The sequence below is a fragment of the Burkholderia ambifaria AMMD genome, from assembly GCF_000203915.1.
GTDB lineage: Bacteria > Pseudomonadota > Gammaproteobacteria > Burkholderiales > Burkholderiaceae > Burkholderia > Burkholderia ambifaria.
In genome coordinates this window covers 18819-33308 of the sequence record NC_008391.1, presented here as the reverse complement: position 1 = coordinate 33308, position 14490 = coordinate 18819, and the positions used below count along the sequence as shown (strand labels likewise).

At 65.6% G+C, this 14490-nt stretch carries 12 protein-coding genes and 1 pseudogene; 5 read left to right on the top strand and 8 right to left on the bottom strand.

Going from position 1 to position 14490, the window contains the following annotated elements; translation table 11 throughout:
- Positions 1-136 precede the first annotated feature (136 nt).
- The 3 genes from dxs to BAMB_RS16390 all read right to left on the bottom strand — a co-directional run bounded on the left by dxs (position 137) and on the right by BAMB_RS16390 (position 3297).
- Positions 137-2041, bottom strand: a complete 1905-nt coding sequence (gene dxs, locus BAMB_RS16400) for a 1-deoxy-D-xylulose-5-phosphate synthase (protein ID WP_041491414.1) — start codon at positions 2039-2041, stop codon at positions 137-139.
- An 81-nt stretch (positions 2042-2122) separates the two neighbouring features.
- On the bottom strand, positions 2123-3007 hold the full coding sequence (locus tag BAMB_RS16395; RefSeq protein WP_011658294.1) for a polyprenyl synthetase family protein: 885 nt from the start codon (positions 3005-3007) through the stop codon (positions 2123-2125).
- Positions 3004-3297, bottom strand: coding sequence for an exodeoxyribonuclease VII small subunit (locus BAMB_RS16390; protein WP_006760428.1), 294 nt, complete (start codon positions 3295-3297; stop codon positions 3004-3006). The genes BAMB_RS16395 and BAMB_RS16390 overlap by 4 nt, the downstream gene beginning before the upstream one ends.
- Positions 3298-3567: 270 nt before the next feature.
- Between BAMB_RS16390 and BAMB_RS16385 the strand changes: the two genes are divergently transcribed.
- Both BAMB_RS16385 and BAMB_RS16380 read left to right on the top strand, forming a co-directional pair.
- Positions 3568-4674: an aromatic ring-hydroxylating oxygenase subunit alpha gene (locus tag BAMB_RS16385; RefSeq protein WP_011658293.1), complete on the top strand. Its 1107-nt coding sequence runs from the start codon at positions 3568-3570 to the stop codon at positions 4672-4674.
- 117 nt (positions 4675-4791) lie between these two features.
- On the top strand, positions 4792-5661 hold the full coding sequence (locus BAMB_RS16380; RefSeq protein ID WP_011658292.1) for a sulfurtransferase: 870 nt from the start codon (positions 4792-4794) through the stop codon (positions 5659-5661).
- Between the two features lie 51 nt (positions 5662-5712).
- Here BAMB_RS16380 and BAMB_RS16375 read toward each other — a convergent pair whose 3' ends face one another.
- The 3 genes from BAMB_RS16375 to polA form a co-directional block, all read right to left on the bottom strand.
- On the bottom strand, positions 5713-6588 hold the full coding sequence (locus BAMB_RS16375) for a dienelactone hydrolase family protein (RefSeq protein WP_011658291.1): 876 nt from the start codon (positions 6586-6588) through the stop codon (positions 5713-5715).
- A gap of 406 nt (positions 6589-6994) precedes the next feature.
- Positions 6995-8329: an NAD(P)/FAD-dependent oxidoreductase gene (locus BAMB_RS16370; RefSeq protein WP_011658290.1), complete on the bottom strand. Its 1335-nt coding sequence runs from the start codon at positions 8327-8329 to the stop codon at positions 6995-6997.
- Between the two features lie 279 nt (positions 8330-8608).
- Complete coding sequence (gene polA, locus BAMB_RS16365; protein WP_011658289.1) at positions 8609-11362, bottom strand: DNA polymerase I; 2754 nt, start codon at positions 11360-11362, stop codon at positions 8609-8611.
- Position 11363: 1 nt separating this feature from the next.
- On the opposite strand from polA, the gene BAMB_RS16360 reads away from it, so the two are divergent.
- The gene (locus tag BAMB_RS16360) at positions 11364-12122 is read left to right on the top strand and encodes an LOG family protein (RefSeq protein WP_011658288.1); all 759 of its coding nucleotides are present in this window, start codon (positions 11364-11366) and stop codon (positions 12120-12122) included.
- A 400-nt stretch (positions 12123-12522) separates the two neighbouring features.
- The gene (locus BAMB_RS16355) at positions 12523-12801 is read left to right on the top strand and encodes a hypothetical protein (protein ID WP_011658287.1); all 279 of its coding nucleotides are present in this window, start codon (positions 12523-12525) and stop codon (positions 12799-12801) included.
- A gap of 172 nt (positions 12802-12973) precedes the next feature.
- On the opposite strand, the gene BAMB_RS35890 is transcribed toward BAMB_RS16355, so the two are convergent.
- On the bottom strand, positions 12974-13141 hold the full coding sequence (locus BAMB_RS35890; RefSeq protein ID WP_227739364.1) for a hypothetical protein: 168 nt from the start codon (positions 13139-13141) through the stop codon (positions 12974-12976).
- Positions 13129-13389 carry a type 2 periplasmic-binding domain-containing protein gene (locus BAMB_RS35885; protein WP_227739362.1) on the bottom strand — a complete coding sequence of 87 codons (261 nt, stop codon included), beginning with the start codon at positions 13387-13389 and terminating at the stop codon, positions 13129-13131. The genes BAMB_RS35890 and BAMB_RS35885 overlap by 13 nt, the downstream gene beginning before the upstream one ends.
- A 14-nt stretch (positions 13390-13403) precedes the next feature.
- Here BAMB_RS35885 and BAMB_RS36190 point away from each other — a divergent pair.
- A pseudogene (locus BAMB_RS36190) lies at positions 13404-14359 on the top strand (aldo/keto reductase).
- Positions 14360-14490 lie beyond the last annotated feature (131 nt).

Below are 14490 nucleotides of genomic sequence, written 5' to 3'. Positions count from 1 at the left end.
GCCGCGCGTTCGACGACGCGCACGCCGCGTCACGCGGCAGCCGGAAAAGCAACATGGGCCCGCAGGCCCATGTTTTCCGCATCAATGTAGACCGGTTGCGCCAGTCGCACCGACGCCGCCCGCAGGCGGCGCCAGCTTACGCGACGCGCTTCGCCTGATCGGCGACGTCGGCCGCCGGGCTCAGGAAGCGTTCGCGAATCGATTTCGCGATGCCCGCGCCGTCGAGGCCGCATTGCGCCAGCAGCTTAGCGGGGTCGCCGTGATCGATGAACTGGTCAGGGAGGCCCAATTGTATTACGGGTCGGATAACCCCACTCTCCATCAGGGCTTCGACGCAGGCCGAGCCCGCACCGCCCATCACGCAGCCTTCCTCGACCGTGACGAGGTAGTCGTGGGTCTCGGCGAGTTCACGCACGAGCGCCGCATCGATCGGCTTCACGAAGCGCATGTTCGCGACCGTGGCGTCGAGCTCCTCGCCCGCCGCGAGCGACGGCGCGACCATCGTGCCGAACGCGAGAATCGCGACGCGCTTGCCTTCCGGCTGCGACGTACGGCGACGCACTTCGCCCTTGCCGAGCGGGATCTCGGTGAATTCCTTCACCGTCGCCACGCCCGTGCCCGCGCCGCGCGGATAACGCACCGCGGTCGGGTTCGGCTGCTGAAGCGCCGTGTGCAGCATCTGGCGGCATTCGTTCTCGTCGGACGCGGCCATGATCGTCATGTTCGGGATGCAGCGCATGAACGCGAGATCGTACGCGCCCGCGTGCGTCGCACCGTCGGCGCCGACGAGGCCCGCGCGGTCGATCGCGAACACGACCGGCAGGTTCTGCAGCGCGACGTCGTGGATCAGCTGGTCGTACGCACGCTGCAGGAACGTCGAGTAGATCGCGACGACGGGCTTCAGCCCTTCGGTCGCGAGGCCGCCCGCGAACGTCACCGCGTGCTGCTCGGCGATGCCGACGTCGTAGTAGCGATCCTTGAAGCGCTTCTCGAACTCGACCATGCCCGAGCCTTCGCGCATCGCGGGCGTGATGCCGACGACGCGCGAATCGCGCTCGGCTTCATCGCACAGCCATTCCCCGAACACCTGCGTGTACGTCTTCTTCGCGGGCGTGGGCGACGGCTTGATGCCTTCGGCCGGGTTGAACTTGCCGGGGCCGTGATAGAGCACGGGATCCGCTTCGGCGAGCTTGTAGCCCTGGCCTTTCTTCGTCACCACGTGCAGGAATTGCGGGCCGCGCAGCTCGCGAATGTTCTGCAGCGTCGGGATCAGCGAATCGAGATCGTGACCGTCGATCGGGCCGATGTAGTTGAAGCCGAACTCTTCGAACAGCGTCGCCGGCACGACCATGCCCTTCGCGTGCTCCTCGAGCTTGCGCGCGAGTTCGAGCACCGGCGGCGCCACGCTCAGCACGCGCTCGACGCCAGCACGCGCCGCCGCGTAGAAGCGGCCCGACATCAGGCGCGCGAGATGGCGGTTCAGCGCGCCGACCGGCGGCGAAATCGACATGTCGTTGTCGTTGAGGATCACGAGCAGTTTCGCATCCTCCGACACGCCCGCGTTGTTCATCGCCTCGAACGCCATGCCGGCCGTCATCGCGCCGTCGCCGATCACCGCGATCGAGAAGCGGTCGTCGCCGTTCAGCTGGCTGCCGATCGCCATCCCGAGCGCCGCCGAAATCGACGTGCTCGAATGCGCGGTGCCGAACGTGTCGTATTCGGACTCGCTGCGGCGCGGGAAACCCGAGATGCCGTCGTACTGGCGCAGCGAATGCATCTGGTCGCGGCGACCCGTCAGGATCTTGTGCGGGTAGGTCTGGTGGCCCACGTCCCAGACGATCCGGTCGTTCGGCGTGTTGAACACGTAGTGCAACGCGATCGTCAGCTCGACCGTCCCGAGGTTGGACGACAAATGGCCGCCCGTCTTCGACACGCTGTCGAGCACGAACGCGCGCAGTTCATCCGCGAGCGGTTGGAGTTGGCGACGATCGAGGCGGCGCAGATCCGCCGGGTCGTCGATGGTTTTCAGCAAGTCGTACATCGTCGTTCCATTGTAGGAAATCAAACGCGCCCGCATTCTATTGCACGCACCGTAAGCGTGTGCGCAGCGGCGGGCTTCGCGTCAGCTGACCCGGTTCACCACCAGGTCGGCAAGTTCGGCGAGACGCTGTGCGCGTGCGCCGAACGGTTTCAACGCATCGTGTGCTTCCGCGCGCAGCTGGGCTGCGAGCTCGCGCGATGCGTCGAGGCCGAGGATCGATACGTAGGTCGGCTTGTCGTTTGCCGCATCCTTGCCGGCCGTCTTGCCGAGCGTCGCCGAATCGGTCGTGACGTCGAGAATGTCGTCGACGACCTGGAAGGCCAGGCCCACGGCCGCTGCGTAGACGTCGAGCGCGGCCAGCGTTTCCGCCGACGGCGTCTCGCCGGCCAGCGCGCCCATCCGCACGGCCGCGCGCAGCAGCGCCCCCGTCTTCATCCGGTGCATCTTCTCGAGCTGCTCGCGCGTCAGCTTCAGGCCGACGCTCGCCAGGTCGATCGCCTGCCCGCCGGCCATGCCGATCGAGCCGCTCGCCAGCGCCAGCTCGCGCACGAGCGCGGCCTGCTGCACCGGCGACAGCGCATCGGCGTCGGTCAGCGCGACGAATGCCTGCGACTGCAGCGCGTCGCCGACCAGCAACGCCGTCGGCTCGTCGTACTGCACGTGCACGGTCGGCTTGCCGCGACGCAGCGCGTCGTCGTCCATGCACGGCATGTCGTCGTGCACGAGCGAATAGACGTGGATCATCTCCAGCGCCGCCGCCGCCGCATTGCGCGCCGCTTCCGTCGCACCGGTCAGTTCGCCTGCTGCATGGCACAGCAGCGGGCGAACGCGCTTGCCGCCGCCGAGGACCGCGTAGCGCATCGCTTCGTGGAGTTGCGTGGGCACCACGTTTTCGGCCGGCAAATAGTGGCCGAGTGCGTCCTCGACACGGTCAAGCACGGACCGCATCCATTGTTCGAATGTCATAGATCGTCGTCTTCGCCGTCCGTGGCGGCCGTTCCGGACGAAAGCGGCTTCAGCGTCGCGCCGTCCAGCACGCGAACCTGTTGCTCCACTTTCTCGAGCTGCTGTTGGCAAAACGCAACGAGGTTCGCGCCGCGGCGATACGCGGCGAGCGAATCCTCGAGGCTCAACGCGCCGCCTTCCATCCGGGCAACCAGCGTCTCGAGTTCCGCGAGCGCCATTTCGTAATTGTCCGGCAACGGTTCGGTGCCATTGTCGGGCGGCGTGGCGCCTGGGGATGCGGTTTTCGCCATGGACGAGGGTGTCAAATTTCAAAACAAGTCGGACATTCTACGGCAAAAGAGAATTCTCCGATCTCCCGACTTGGCGGGCCCGGCACAATTCCGGCCCCATCTTCGACGCACAGTGTGCGCCTTCCGAGTGTCTCCCGACAAAAAATTGACACAAATCAGGCACTTAATCCTAGCCTTGCGGGGCGAACCGGGTATAATTGCCCGTTTCCCTAAATCGATTTTTCGATGGTTGGGTTGTTCACTGCTTTCACGCTAACACCGGGAGTGGGAATGTCCAATCTGAGCGACGCGCTTCAGTTGAAGTCGGCTCACAGCCAGCTTCCAGTCACTGCATATTTCGATGAGGCGCTACTCGAGCGCGAGATCGAAACCCTCTTCAAGAAAGGACCTCGTTACGTCGGGCACGAGTTGATGGTGCCCGAGGCGGGGGATTATTTCGCGCTGCCGTCCGAGCAGGAAGGCCGCGTGCTGGTCCGCAACCAGACGAACCAGATCGAACTGCTGTCGAACGTGTGCCGCCACCGGCAGGCGATCATGCTCAACGGGCGTGGCCATGCGCAGAACATCGTGTGCCCGCTGCACCGCTGGACGTACGATCTGGAAGGCCAGCTGCTCGGCGCCCCGCACTTCCCCGACAAACCGTGCCTGAATCTCGGCAAGAGCCCGCTGCAGAAGTGGCAGGGGCTGCTGTTCGAGGCCGAAGGCCGCAACGTCGCGCGCGATCTCGCGAACCTCGGCACGAAGCATCACTTCGACTTCTCCGAATACCAGTTCGATCACGTCGAAGTGCACGAGTGCGATTACAACTGGAAGACGTTCATCGAGGTCTACCTCGAGGATTACCACGTCGCCCCGTTCCACCCGGGCCTCGGCAGTTTCGTGTCGTGTGACGATCTCAAGTGGGAGTTCGGCGACTGGTACAGCGTGCAGACGGTCGGCGTGCACAACGCGCTCGCGAAACCGGGCAGCGCGACCTACCAGAAGTGGCACGAGCAGGTGCTCAAGTTCCGCAACGGCGTGCCGCCGGAATTCGGCGCGATCTGGATGGTCTATTACCCGGGCCTGATGATCGAGTGGTATCCGCACGTGCTCGTCGTGTCGTGGCTGATTCCGCGCGGCCCGCAGAAGACGACCAACATCGTCGAGTTCTACTACCCCGAGGAAATCGCGCTGTTCGAGCGCGAGTTCGTCGAAGCCGAGCGCGCCGCCTACATGGAGACGGCCGTCGAGGACGACGAAATCGCGATGCGGATGGACGCCGGCCGCCGTGCACTGATGGCACGCGGCGAATCGCAGGTCGGCCCGTACCAGAGCCCGATGGAAGACGGCATGCAGCACTTCCACGAGTTCCTGCGCCGCCACCTCGGCGATCTCTGAACGCGCGCGGCGCGCTCCGCGCCGCATCGCATTCGGCATATGAAAAGACGGGTTCCGGCCCGTCTTTTTTTGTTTAGACTTGGAGTATCAGGCCAGTTCGCACTCCAGGGAGCCGTCATGCCACACACCCACTACACCACGCTCATTTCCGCAGCCAATCTCGCCGAACGTCTGGCCGCGGCGCCGGGCAGCGTCGCCGTATTCGACTGCCGCTTCGATCTCGCCGATCCGGTCGCGGGCGAAGCCGCCTATGCAGCCGGGCACATCCCCGGCGCGCAGTATCTTCATCTCGACCGCGACCTGTCCGGCCGCAAGACCGGCACCAACGGCCGCCATCCGCTACCGACCCGCGACGCATTCGCGACGCTGATGGCCAGCCGCGGCGTCAAGCAGGGCCAGCAGGTGGTCGCGTATGACGCACACGGCGGCGCCTATGCGGCGCGCCTGTGGTGGCTGCTGCGCTGGCTCGGGCACGACTCCATCGCGGTGCTCGACGGCGGCCTGCAGGCATGGGAAGCGGCCGGCCAGCCGTTGACCACCGACGTGCCGCACCCGCCCGCCGGCGACTTCCGGGCAGCAGCGCCGCTCGAATCGACGGTCGACGCGGCAGCCGTGCTCGCGAACGTGACGTCGGCCCAGCGCGTCGTGATCGATGCGCGCGCGCCCGATCGCTATCGCGGAGAAAACGAAACGATCGATCGTGTCGGCGGCCACATTCCCGGCGCACGCAACCGGTTCTTCAAGGACAACCTGAACGCCGACGGCCGCTTCAAGACCGGCCACGAACTGCGCGAGACGTTCACCACGCTGCTGGCCGGCACCGAACCGAACAGCGTGATCCTGCAATGCGGCTCCGGCGTAACCGCATGCCACAACGCGCTCGCACTCGAAGTCGCGGGGTTGCATGGCGCATCGCTGTATCCGGGCTCGTGGAGCGAATGGAGCGCCGATCCGTCGCGGCCGATCGCGACCGGCCCGACGCCGTAACACACCGGCACTGCGCAAGACGACGCGGCGGCATCTGCCGCCGCGTGTCGTTTACATCACGCCGTATTTGTGGAACCACTCGATCGTGCGCTTCCAGCCGTCCTCGGCATCGCCCTTCACGTAACTCGGCCGGTAATCGGCGAAGAATGCGTGGCCGGCATCCGGATACACGACGATCTCGGATTGGCGCGCGAGCTTCGAGTCGCTCGTCTGGATTGCCTTGCGCATGTCGGCCAGCGACGCCTGCGTGATGTTCGTGTCCTTCTCGCCGTACAGCCCCAGCACCGGCACCTTCAGCAACGCCGCATGATCGACCGGATTGAACGGCGTCATCTCGTCGGTCTTGCCCTCGACGAATCCGTACCACGCCACGGCCGCACGCACGTGCGGATTGTGCTCCGCATACAGCCACGCCTGGCGACCGCCCCAGCAGAACCCCGTCACACCGAGACGCGACAGGTCGCCGCCGTTCTTGCCGGCCCACGCGACGGTCGCATCGAGATCCTCGGTGACCTGGCGGTCCGGCACCTTGCTGACGATGTGCTCGACGAGCGCCTGGATCGTCGGGTACTTCGACGCATTGCCCTGGCGCGCGAAAAGATCCGGCGCGATCGCGAGGTAGCCGAGTTTCGCGAAGCGACGGCAGACGTCGGCGATATGCTCGTGAACGCCAAAGATCTCGTGGATCACGATGACGACCGGCAGGTTCGTCTTGTCGACCGGCTGCGCGCGATACGCGGGGATGCTCGCGTCGCCCGAGCGGATCTCGATGGTGTCGACGTCCAGCCCGGCGCTGTCGGTCGTGATGGTCTGCGCCGACACGGGCAGCACGGCCGCCGCGAAGGTGCCGCCCAGCGCGGCCTGCATGAACTTGCGGCGCGAGAACGGAACGTGGGGAACCAGGCTGTCGACTTCGGGTTTCAACATGAATGCACTCCTCGAATGGGGCGCCGCCGTCACGGCCACGGATCCGACCTGACGGGGCATCGCGCCGGCGGACGGCGCGGATGTTGCGGCGGTTGGCACACCGCCGCAAGCGGAAACCCGCACAAGATGCCCAATAATCCGTTGTCGCGTCAACTGTCAGATGTGTAAGACTCGATTACGACGGTGCGATCCCGTGATATCGATCGCGGTGTCGATGGCCCGCCCACCGGCCCTTCCCCGCCCATGTGCGGGATGCGGGCAACAAGCGCCGCTGCGCGATCGAATGCTTTCCGATTGAAACGAAAAGACGTGCAGCGCATGGGCAGTCATTCTGCGCCCGAAAAAGACAACGGGCAGGAAACGCGCTCGATGCGCATTCCCTGCCCGCCCGGTGCACGAACCGCTGTCAGTGCAGCTTGACGCGCGGCAGTGTCGTGCGGCGCAGCCAGTGCGCGACCGTATCGAGCATCATGCGCGGATAGCCGTGCAGCGCCGCGATATGCAGCCGGTACAGCGACATGTACATGAACCGCGCGAACAGCCCTTCGATCAGCATGTTGCCGCCGATCAACCCGCCCATCAGGTTGCCCACCGCACTGAAGTGGCCGAGCGACACGAGCGAACCGAAATCGCGATACGTGAACTCGGGCAGCGGACGCCCGTCGAGCCGGCATCCGATCGCCTTCAGCAGAAAGCTCGCCTGCTGGTGCGCGGCCTGCGCGCGCGGCGGCACGTTGCGTTCGTTGCCGGGCCATGCGCATGCCGCGCAGTCGCCGAGCGCGAAGATGTTGTCGTCGGTGAAGGTCTGCAGCGTGCGGCGCACGTCGAGCTGGCCGAGCTTGTTGACCTGCAGGCCATCGAGATTCGACAGCACGGACGGCGCCTTGATGCCGGCCGCCCAGACCGTGAGATCCGCACGCACCGCCTTGCCGCTCGCGGTGTGCACGACCCCGGGCGCGACTTCCGTCACGCGCTCGGCCAGCATCAGTCGCACGCCGAGCTTTTCGAGCAGTTCGGCCGTCGCGGTCGACACGCGCTCCTGCAGCGCCGGCAGAATTCGCGGCCCCGATTCGATCAGCACGATGCCGACGTCGTGCCGCGGGTCGAGCTTGTGCAGCCCGTACACGGACAGCACCTGCGCGGTATTGCGCAGCTCGGCGGACAACTCGACGCCCGTCGCGCCGCCGCCGACGATCACGACCTGGATGCGCGGCTCGGCCGCGGCGCCCGGCGCGGGCTGCGCCGGCGCCTGGTGCTCGGCGCGCATGCATGCGGCGATCAAACGCTTGCGAAAGCGCTCGGCCTCACCGACCGTATCGAGCGCGATCGCGTTCTGGGCCGCGCCCTGCACGCCGAAGAAGTGCGTCGTGCTGCCGATCGCGATCACCAGCGTGTCGTATTCGAGATCGCGCGCGGGCAGCAGTTCCTCGCCATCGCTGTCGTTGACGGGCGACAGCGTGATGCGCTTCGCCGTGCGGTCGAGCGCGGTCAGTTCGCCCTGCTGAAACTCGAAGCCATGCCAGCGCGCCTGCGCCGCGTATTCGAGTTCCTGCGTGAACGGGTCCATGCTGCCGGCCGCGACCTCGTGCAGCAACGGCTTCCAGATGTGGGTCGGATTGCGGTCGACAAGCGTGACGAGCGCGCGCGCGGGACGATTGGCGCGCGCGCCGTAACGGTCGCCGAGCCGCGTCGCCAGTTCCAGGCCGCCCGCGCCTCCGCCTACGATGATGATCCGATGCATCTGATTCCCCCTTTGCGATTCGAAACTGCTGCCGCCGGACGATGCACACGCATCCATTCGCGCCGCCCGTTGGATTAACCGGTTCGGACATCATCGATGTGCAGTTCGAAACACTTCGATGCGCCCGATTCCGGAACGCGGGCCGCGCCGCCCCCGCGACAATGATCTGACTCACTTGCATTGTCCGGGAGCTTGCGCGTTGACTACAAGCAAACCATCTCGATATTCAGCATCCCTGCAACAATATGCCGCGGGAAGCGGGAATCGCACGGGGGTGCGTCAGTGTGCCTCTTCCCAGTTCGCGCCGGCGCCCACTTCGGCGACCAGCGGCACCTTCAGCTTCGCCACACCGCACATCATTTCCGGTAGTTTCTCGCGCACGAGCGACAGTTCGTCGTCGGGCACCTCGAGCACCAGTTCATCGTGCACCTGCATGATCATTCGCGACGCGAGCTGGTCGCGCGTGAGCCAGTCGTCCACCGCGATCATCGAGAGCTTGATCAGGTCAGCCGCCGTGCCCTGCATCGGTGCATTGATGGCCGCGCGCTCGGCAGCCTGACGGCGCGGGCCGTTGCCGCCGTTGATCTCCGGCAGCCACAGGCGACGGCCGAAAACGGTTTCGACGTAGCCCTTGTCCTTCGCCGCCGTGCGCGTGTCTTCCATGTACTGCGCCACGCCCGGGTAGCGCGTGAAGTAGCGGTCGATATAGAGCTTCGCCGCATCGCGCGTGATGCCGAGGTTCGACGCGAGGCCGAACGCGCTCATCCCGTAGATGAGCCCGAAGTTGATGACCTTCGCGATCCGGCGCTGGTCGGAGTTGACCTCCAGCGGCGTCACGCCGAACACTTCGGCAGCAGTTGCGCGGTGGATGTCCTCGCCTTGCGCGAACGCGCGCAAGAGCGACGCGTCGCCGGAGATGTGGGCCATGATCCGCAGTTCGATCTGCGAATAGTCGGCCGACACGATCCGGTGGCCGGGCGATGCGATGAACGCTTCGCGGATCCGCCGGCCTTCGGCCGTGCGCACCGGAATGTTCTGAAGATTGGGATCGTTCGATGCGAGCCGGCCCGTGACCGCGACGGCCTGCGCATAGTTCGTGTGCACGCGACCCGTTGCCGGATTCACCATGCGCGGCAGCTTGTCGGTGTAGGTCGACTTCAGCTTCGACAGCCCGCGATGCTCGAGCAGCAGCTTCGGCAGCGGGTAATCCTCGGCCAGCTTCTGCAACACTTCTTCGTCGGTCGACGGTGCGCCGCTCGGCGTTTTCTTTACGACCGGCAACTGCAGCTTCTCGAAGAAGATCTGCCCGATCTGCTTCGGCGAACCGAGATTGAACTCGCCGCCGGCCAGTTCGTACGCCTGCCCTTCGAGCTCGATGAGGCGCGTCGCGATCTCGGTGCTTTGCGCCTGCAGAAGCGCGTCATCGATCAGCACGCCGGTGCGCTCCATCTTGCGCAGCACGAGCGATACCGGCATCTCGATGTCGCGATACACGCGCTCGAGGCCCGCTTCACGCGCGACTTGCGGATACAGCGCCTGGTGAAGCTGCAGCGTGATGTCCGCATCTTCGGCCGCGTACGCGGCGGCCTGCTCGAGCGCCACTTCGTCGAAACCGATCTGCTTCGCGCCCTTGCCGGCCACGTCCTCGTACTTGATCGTCTTGACGCCCAGATGACGCAGCGCGAGGCTGTCCATGTCGTGCGTGCGGTGCGATTCGAGCACGTACGATTCGAGCAGCGTGTCGTGCTCGATGCCGTTCAGCGCGATGCCGTAGTTCGCGAGCACCTGCGCGTCGTACTTCAGGTGCTGGCCGACCTTCTTGCGATCGGCCGATTCGAGCCACGGCCTCAGGCGCGCGAGCACGTCGTCGATCGGCAGTTGCTCGGGCAGGTCGGGGCCGCGATGCGCGACCGGAAGATACGCGGCCTTGCCCGGCTCGATCGAGAACGACAGGCCGACGAGGCGGGCGGTCATCGGGTCGAGCGCGGTGGTTTCGGTGTCGAACGCGGTGAGTGCGGCCGCATCGATCTTCGCGAACCACGCGTCGAATTGCGCCCAGGTCTGGATCGTGTCGTATTCGCGGACGATGTCCGCCGCGATCACCGGCGCAGGGTCGCCCTCCGGTGCATCGGCGCCGCCGCCTTCGGCGGGCGCGCTCTCGACTTCGCGCAACCACGTCTTGAAGCCGTAGCGCGCGAAGATGTCGCGCAGCAGGTGGCGTGCTTCGCCGTCCGTCTTCAGCGACGCCTCGATCGATTCGAGATGCGGCGCGAGATCGCAGGCCGTCTCGACGGTCACGAGCGTGCGGCCGAGCGGCAGGAAGTCGAGCGCGCGGCGCAGGTTGTCGCCGACCACGCCCTTGATCTCGCCCGCGTGTTCGATCACGCCGTCGAGGCTGTCGTATTGCGACAGCCACTTCACGGCCGTCTTCGGCCCGCACTTCTCGACGCCCGGCACGTTGTCGACGGTGTCGCCGATCAGCGCGAGGTAGTCGATGATCCGCTCGGGCGGCACGCCGAACTTCGCGATCACGCCGTCGCGGTCGAGCGTCTCGTTGGTCATCGTGTTGACGAGCGTGACGCGGTCGGACACGAGCTGCGCGAGATCCTTGTCGCCGGTCGACACGATCACGTTCATCCCGTGCCGCTCGGCTTCGCGCGCGAGCGTGCCGATCACGTCGTCGGCTTCGACACCCTCGACCATCAGCAGCGGCCAGCCGAGCGCGCGCACCGCGCCGTGGATCGGCTCGACCTGCAACGCGAGATCAGGCGGCATCGACGGACGGTTTGCCTTATAGTCGGCATAAAGGTCGTCGCGGAACGTCTTGCCCTTTGCATCGAACACGCAAGCGCTATACTCTGCACTGACTTCCTTGCGCATACGGCGCAGCATGTTGATGATTCCGTAGAGCGCTCCGGTCGGCTCCCCGCCAGGGCCACGCAGATCAGGCATCGCATGGTAAGCCCGATACAGATAGCTCGAACCGTCAACCAATAGCAGGGTCTTACCTTCCAGATTTCGTTCTTCAGGCATTATGAACAAGAGAAAAGTGATTCCGAGTCTGCGTTCGCTCGCAGATCAAGAACGCGCGACGGCCAAGAAGGCGCGCGCATCGTGGCAGATGTTCACGATTATGGCAGAGTTTATCGAGGCGACCGAGTACCTGTCGGAGATCCGCCCGGCTGTCAGCATCTACGGTTCTGCCCGTCTCAAACCCGACACGCCGCACTACAAGCTCGCGGTGCAGATCGCGCGCAAGCTGTCCGACGCCGGCTTCGCGGTGATCTCCGGCGGCGGCCCAGGCATCATGGAAGCGGCGAACAAAGGCGCGCACGCCGGCAAGGCGCCGTCGGTCGGCCTGAACATCGAGCTGCCGCACGAGCAGGCGGGCAACCACTTCCAGGACATCTCGCTGCGCTTCCGTCATTTCTTCACGCGCAAGGTCACGTTCGTGAAGAACTCCGACGCGGTGATCGTGATGCCGGGCGGCTTCGGCACGCTCGACGAGCTGTCCGAAGTGCTCACGCTGATCCAGACGAAGAAGTCGCGCCTCGTGCCGATCATTCTGGTCGGCAGCGCGTTCTGGCAGGGGCTGCTGCAATGGTTCCGCGACCAGCTGATTCCGATGGGCCTCATCAATCCGGAAGACATGAATCTGATGCAGGTGATCGACGACCCTGACCAGGTGCTCGACGCCGTGCTCGCGTTCTACGAGGACAGCGGCGAGGAAGAAGGCTCGGACGGCGACGGCCAGCCGCCGCGGCCTGAAGAAGACCGCATGTTCTATCTGTAATTCGATCGACGTCGATGGCCGGCCTCACGGCCGGCATCGCGCATCCGCACCCCGCGCGGCAGGCATGGCGATTTCGCCACCTGCCGCGTGTCATTTTGTAACGCTGCGTTAATCCCGCTGCGCGTCCAGGCACAGGCGAATGTCAAATCAGGGCAGCCTGTGCCGCGCAACGCGTGGGCCCGGGTCCGAGCCTGCGCCCCGTCATTGTCAAATCGTGCTGCCCGCCATCGATCCGGTCGGGCAGCCGGCCTGGAATCCGCCGTAACAAACACGCCTCGCCTTTTTCGCGCGGTGCCCGCACACTGCATCTCGTCGGCGTGGCGTCCCCCCGGTGGGCACGATCCCCCCTCGCGTCCATCGCGTCGCGCCGGCCTTTTACAATGACATCACGGAAAACAACATGCAACGCTCGCTGATTGCCCTCGCCTTCGCCGGCCTCGGTCTTTCACTGTCCGGCCTCGCCCACGCCGTCAACGTCGACGTCAACATCGGCACGCCCGCGCCGGTCGTCGTCGCGCCTGCGCCCGTGGTGATCGTCGGCTGGCACGGCGACCGCTATTGGGACGGCCGTCGCTACTGGGAACGCCGCGAGTGGGAAGATCACCAGCGCCATCGTGGTCACGAAGGCCGCGGCGGCTATCACTGCCCGCCGGGACACGCGAAAAAGGGCGAGTGCTGAGCGACAGAAGCCCAGCACGGCCGTTCGATCCTGCAAGGCCGCCCGCGCACTTCGGTGCCGGGCGGCCTTGTCGCGTTGCACCATGCGCGACGAATGCCGTTTTACCGCGGAGTCGCTCCGGCCGGACGAAACAGACGTCAGCGGCTACGCTCGCCGTCGACGGAGCCCTCTGTCACGCGGGCACTTCCGCAAACGAAAGCGGCGTCAGGTCCGGATGCCCGCCGAGCCGGGCGACGAGAAAATCCATCAGCAAACGGTTCCGGCGCGGCAGATACTCGCGCTGCGGCATGCACAGGCAGAGACCATATCGGCAGGTGGCGTGCCGGGTCAGCAACGGCACGAGCCGCCCTTCGCGGACATGCTCGTGACCAAGTAGCCGAAGAACTGGCCGATCGCGGCACCGCTCAGCACGACATCGAGTTCCGCGTCGATATCGTTGGTCGCAATGAACGGATCGATCTGGCGCCTCTCGACTCGATCGTCAACGAGGAATTCCCACGGAAACGGCTTACCCGTGCGCGGATACAGGAACGCGGTGCAGTCGACGGCGGCTACACGATCGGCGGCATGCGCTGATCGGTACCGCAACGGAGATAGAACCGATGGAGTATGTGAGACTGGGGATGTCCGGGCTGAAGGTATCGAAGCTGTGCCTCGGCTGCATGACCTACGGCGATCCGTCGTGGCGACCGTGGGTGATGAACGAGGAGGCGGCCCGCCCGTTCATCCGCGCGGCACTCGACGCGGGCGTGACGTTCTTCGATACTGCCGACATCTATTCTGCCGGCGAAAGCGAGCGCATTCTCGGCCGCGCACTACGCGACTTCGCGACGCGCGACGACGTGGTGATCGCGACCAAGGCGTTCTTTCCGACCGGCGACGGACCGAATGCACGCGGGCTGTCGCGCAAGCACCTGCTCGCGAGCATCGACGCGTCGCTGCAGCGCCTCGGGACCGATTACGTCGATCTATACGTCATCCATCGGTTCGATCCGGATACGCCGATCGAAGAAACGCTCGACACGCTCGATGCCATCGTGAAGAGCGGCAAAGTCCGCTATCTCGCTGCGTCGTCGATGCATGCGTGGCAATTCATGATAATGCTCGCCTTCCAGCAGCATCACGGCCTCGCGCGATTCGTGTCGATGCAGAGCCAGTACAGCCTGATCTGTCGGGACGATGAGCGCGAGATGCTGCCGCTGTGTACCGACGCAGGCATCGGCTATACGCCATGGTCGCCGCTCGGACGCGGGTTGCTGGCCGGCTCGCGCGGCGCGGACACGACGCGGGCCTCGACCGACCAGCAAATGGTGTCCTGGTACGACGGCCGCGACACGGTCGCCGCGACCGTCGAAGCGGTCAGGCAGGCGGCGCAGGCTCGCGGCGTGCCGCCCGCGTCGCGCTTGCCTGGGCATTGCGGCGACCCGGCGTCGCCGCGCCGATCATCGGCTTGTCGAAGCCGCATCACATGGCCGATGCGCTCGCCGCGCTCGACGTGCGCGAAACCGCGTTGCTCGAGGCGGCGTTCGACCGGACGATCGAACCGGTGCGGTGGTGACCAGGGCCACGGCGATCGGGTCGAACCGGAGGTTCGACGCCGGATGCTGCGTGTCGATGGCGGTGTAAAGCCGCGCTCAAATGACAGCGCAATGCCGAGTAATTCGCTCATATACAAAGGGACCCTGGGGT

Coding starts and splice junctions, on each gene's coding strand:
- dxs (WP_041491414.1), bottom strand. CDS start 2,041: ATGTACGACTTGCTGAAAACCATCGACGACCCGGCGGATCTGCGCCGC.
- BAMB_RS16395 (WP_011658294.1), bottom strand. CDS start 3,007: ATGACATTCGAACAATGGATGCGGTCCGTGCTTGACCGTGTCGAGGAC.
- BAMB_RS16390 (WP_006760428.1), bottom strand. CDS start 3,297: ATGGCGAAAACCGCATCCCCAGGCGCCACGCCGCCCGACAATGGCACC.
- BAMB_RS16385 (WP_011658293.1), top strand. CDS start 3,568: ATGTCCAATCTGAGCGACGCGCTTCAGTTGAAGTCGGCTCACAGCCAG.
- BAMB_RS16380 (WP_011658292.1), top strand. CDS start 4,792: ATGCCACACACCCACTACACCACGCTCATTTCCGCAGCCAATCTCGCC.
- BAMB_RS16375 (WP_011658291.1), bottom strand. CDS start 6,588: ATGTTGAAACCCGAAGTCGACAGCCTGGTTCCCCACGTTCCGTTCTCG.
- BAMB_RS16370 (WP_011658290.1), bottom strand. CDS start 8,329: ATGCATCGGATCATCATCGTAGGCGGAGGCGCGGGCGGCCTGGAACTG.
- polA (WP_011658289.1), bottom strand. CDS start 11,362: ATGCCTGAAGAACGAAATCTGGAAGGTAAGACCCTGCTATTGGTTGAC.
- BAMB_RS16360 (WP_011658288.1), top strand. CDS start 11,364: ATGAACAAGAGAAAAGTGATTCCGAGTCTGCGTTCGCTCGCAGATCAA.
- BAMB_RS16355 (WP_011658287.1), top strand. CDS start 12,523: ATGCAACGCTCGCTGATTGCCCTCGCCTTCGCCGGCCTCGGTCTTTCA.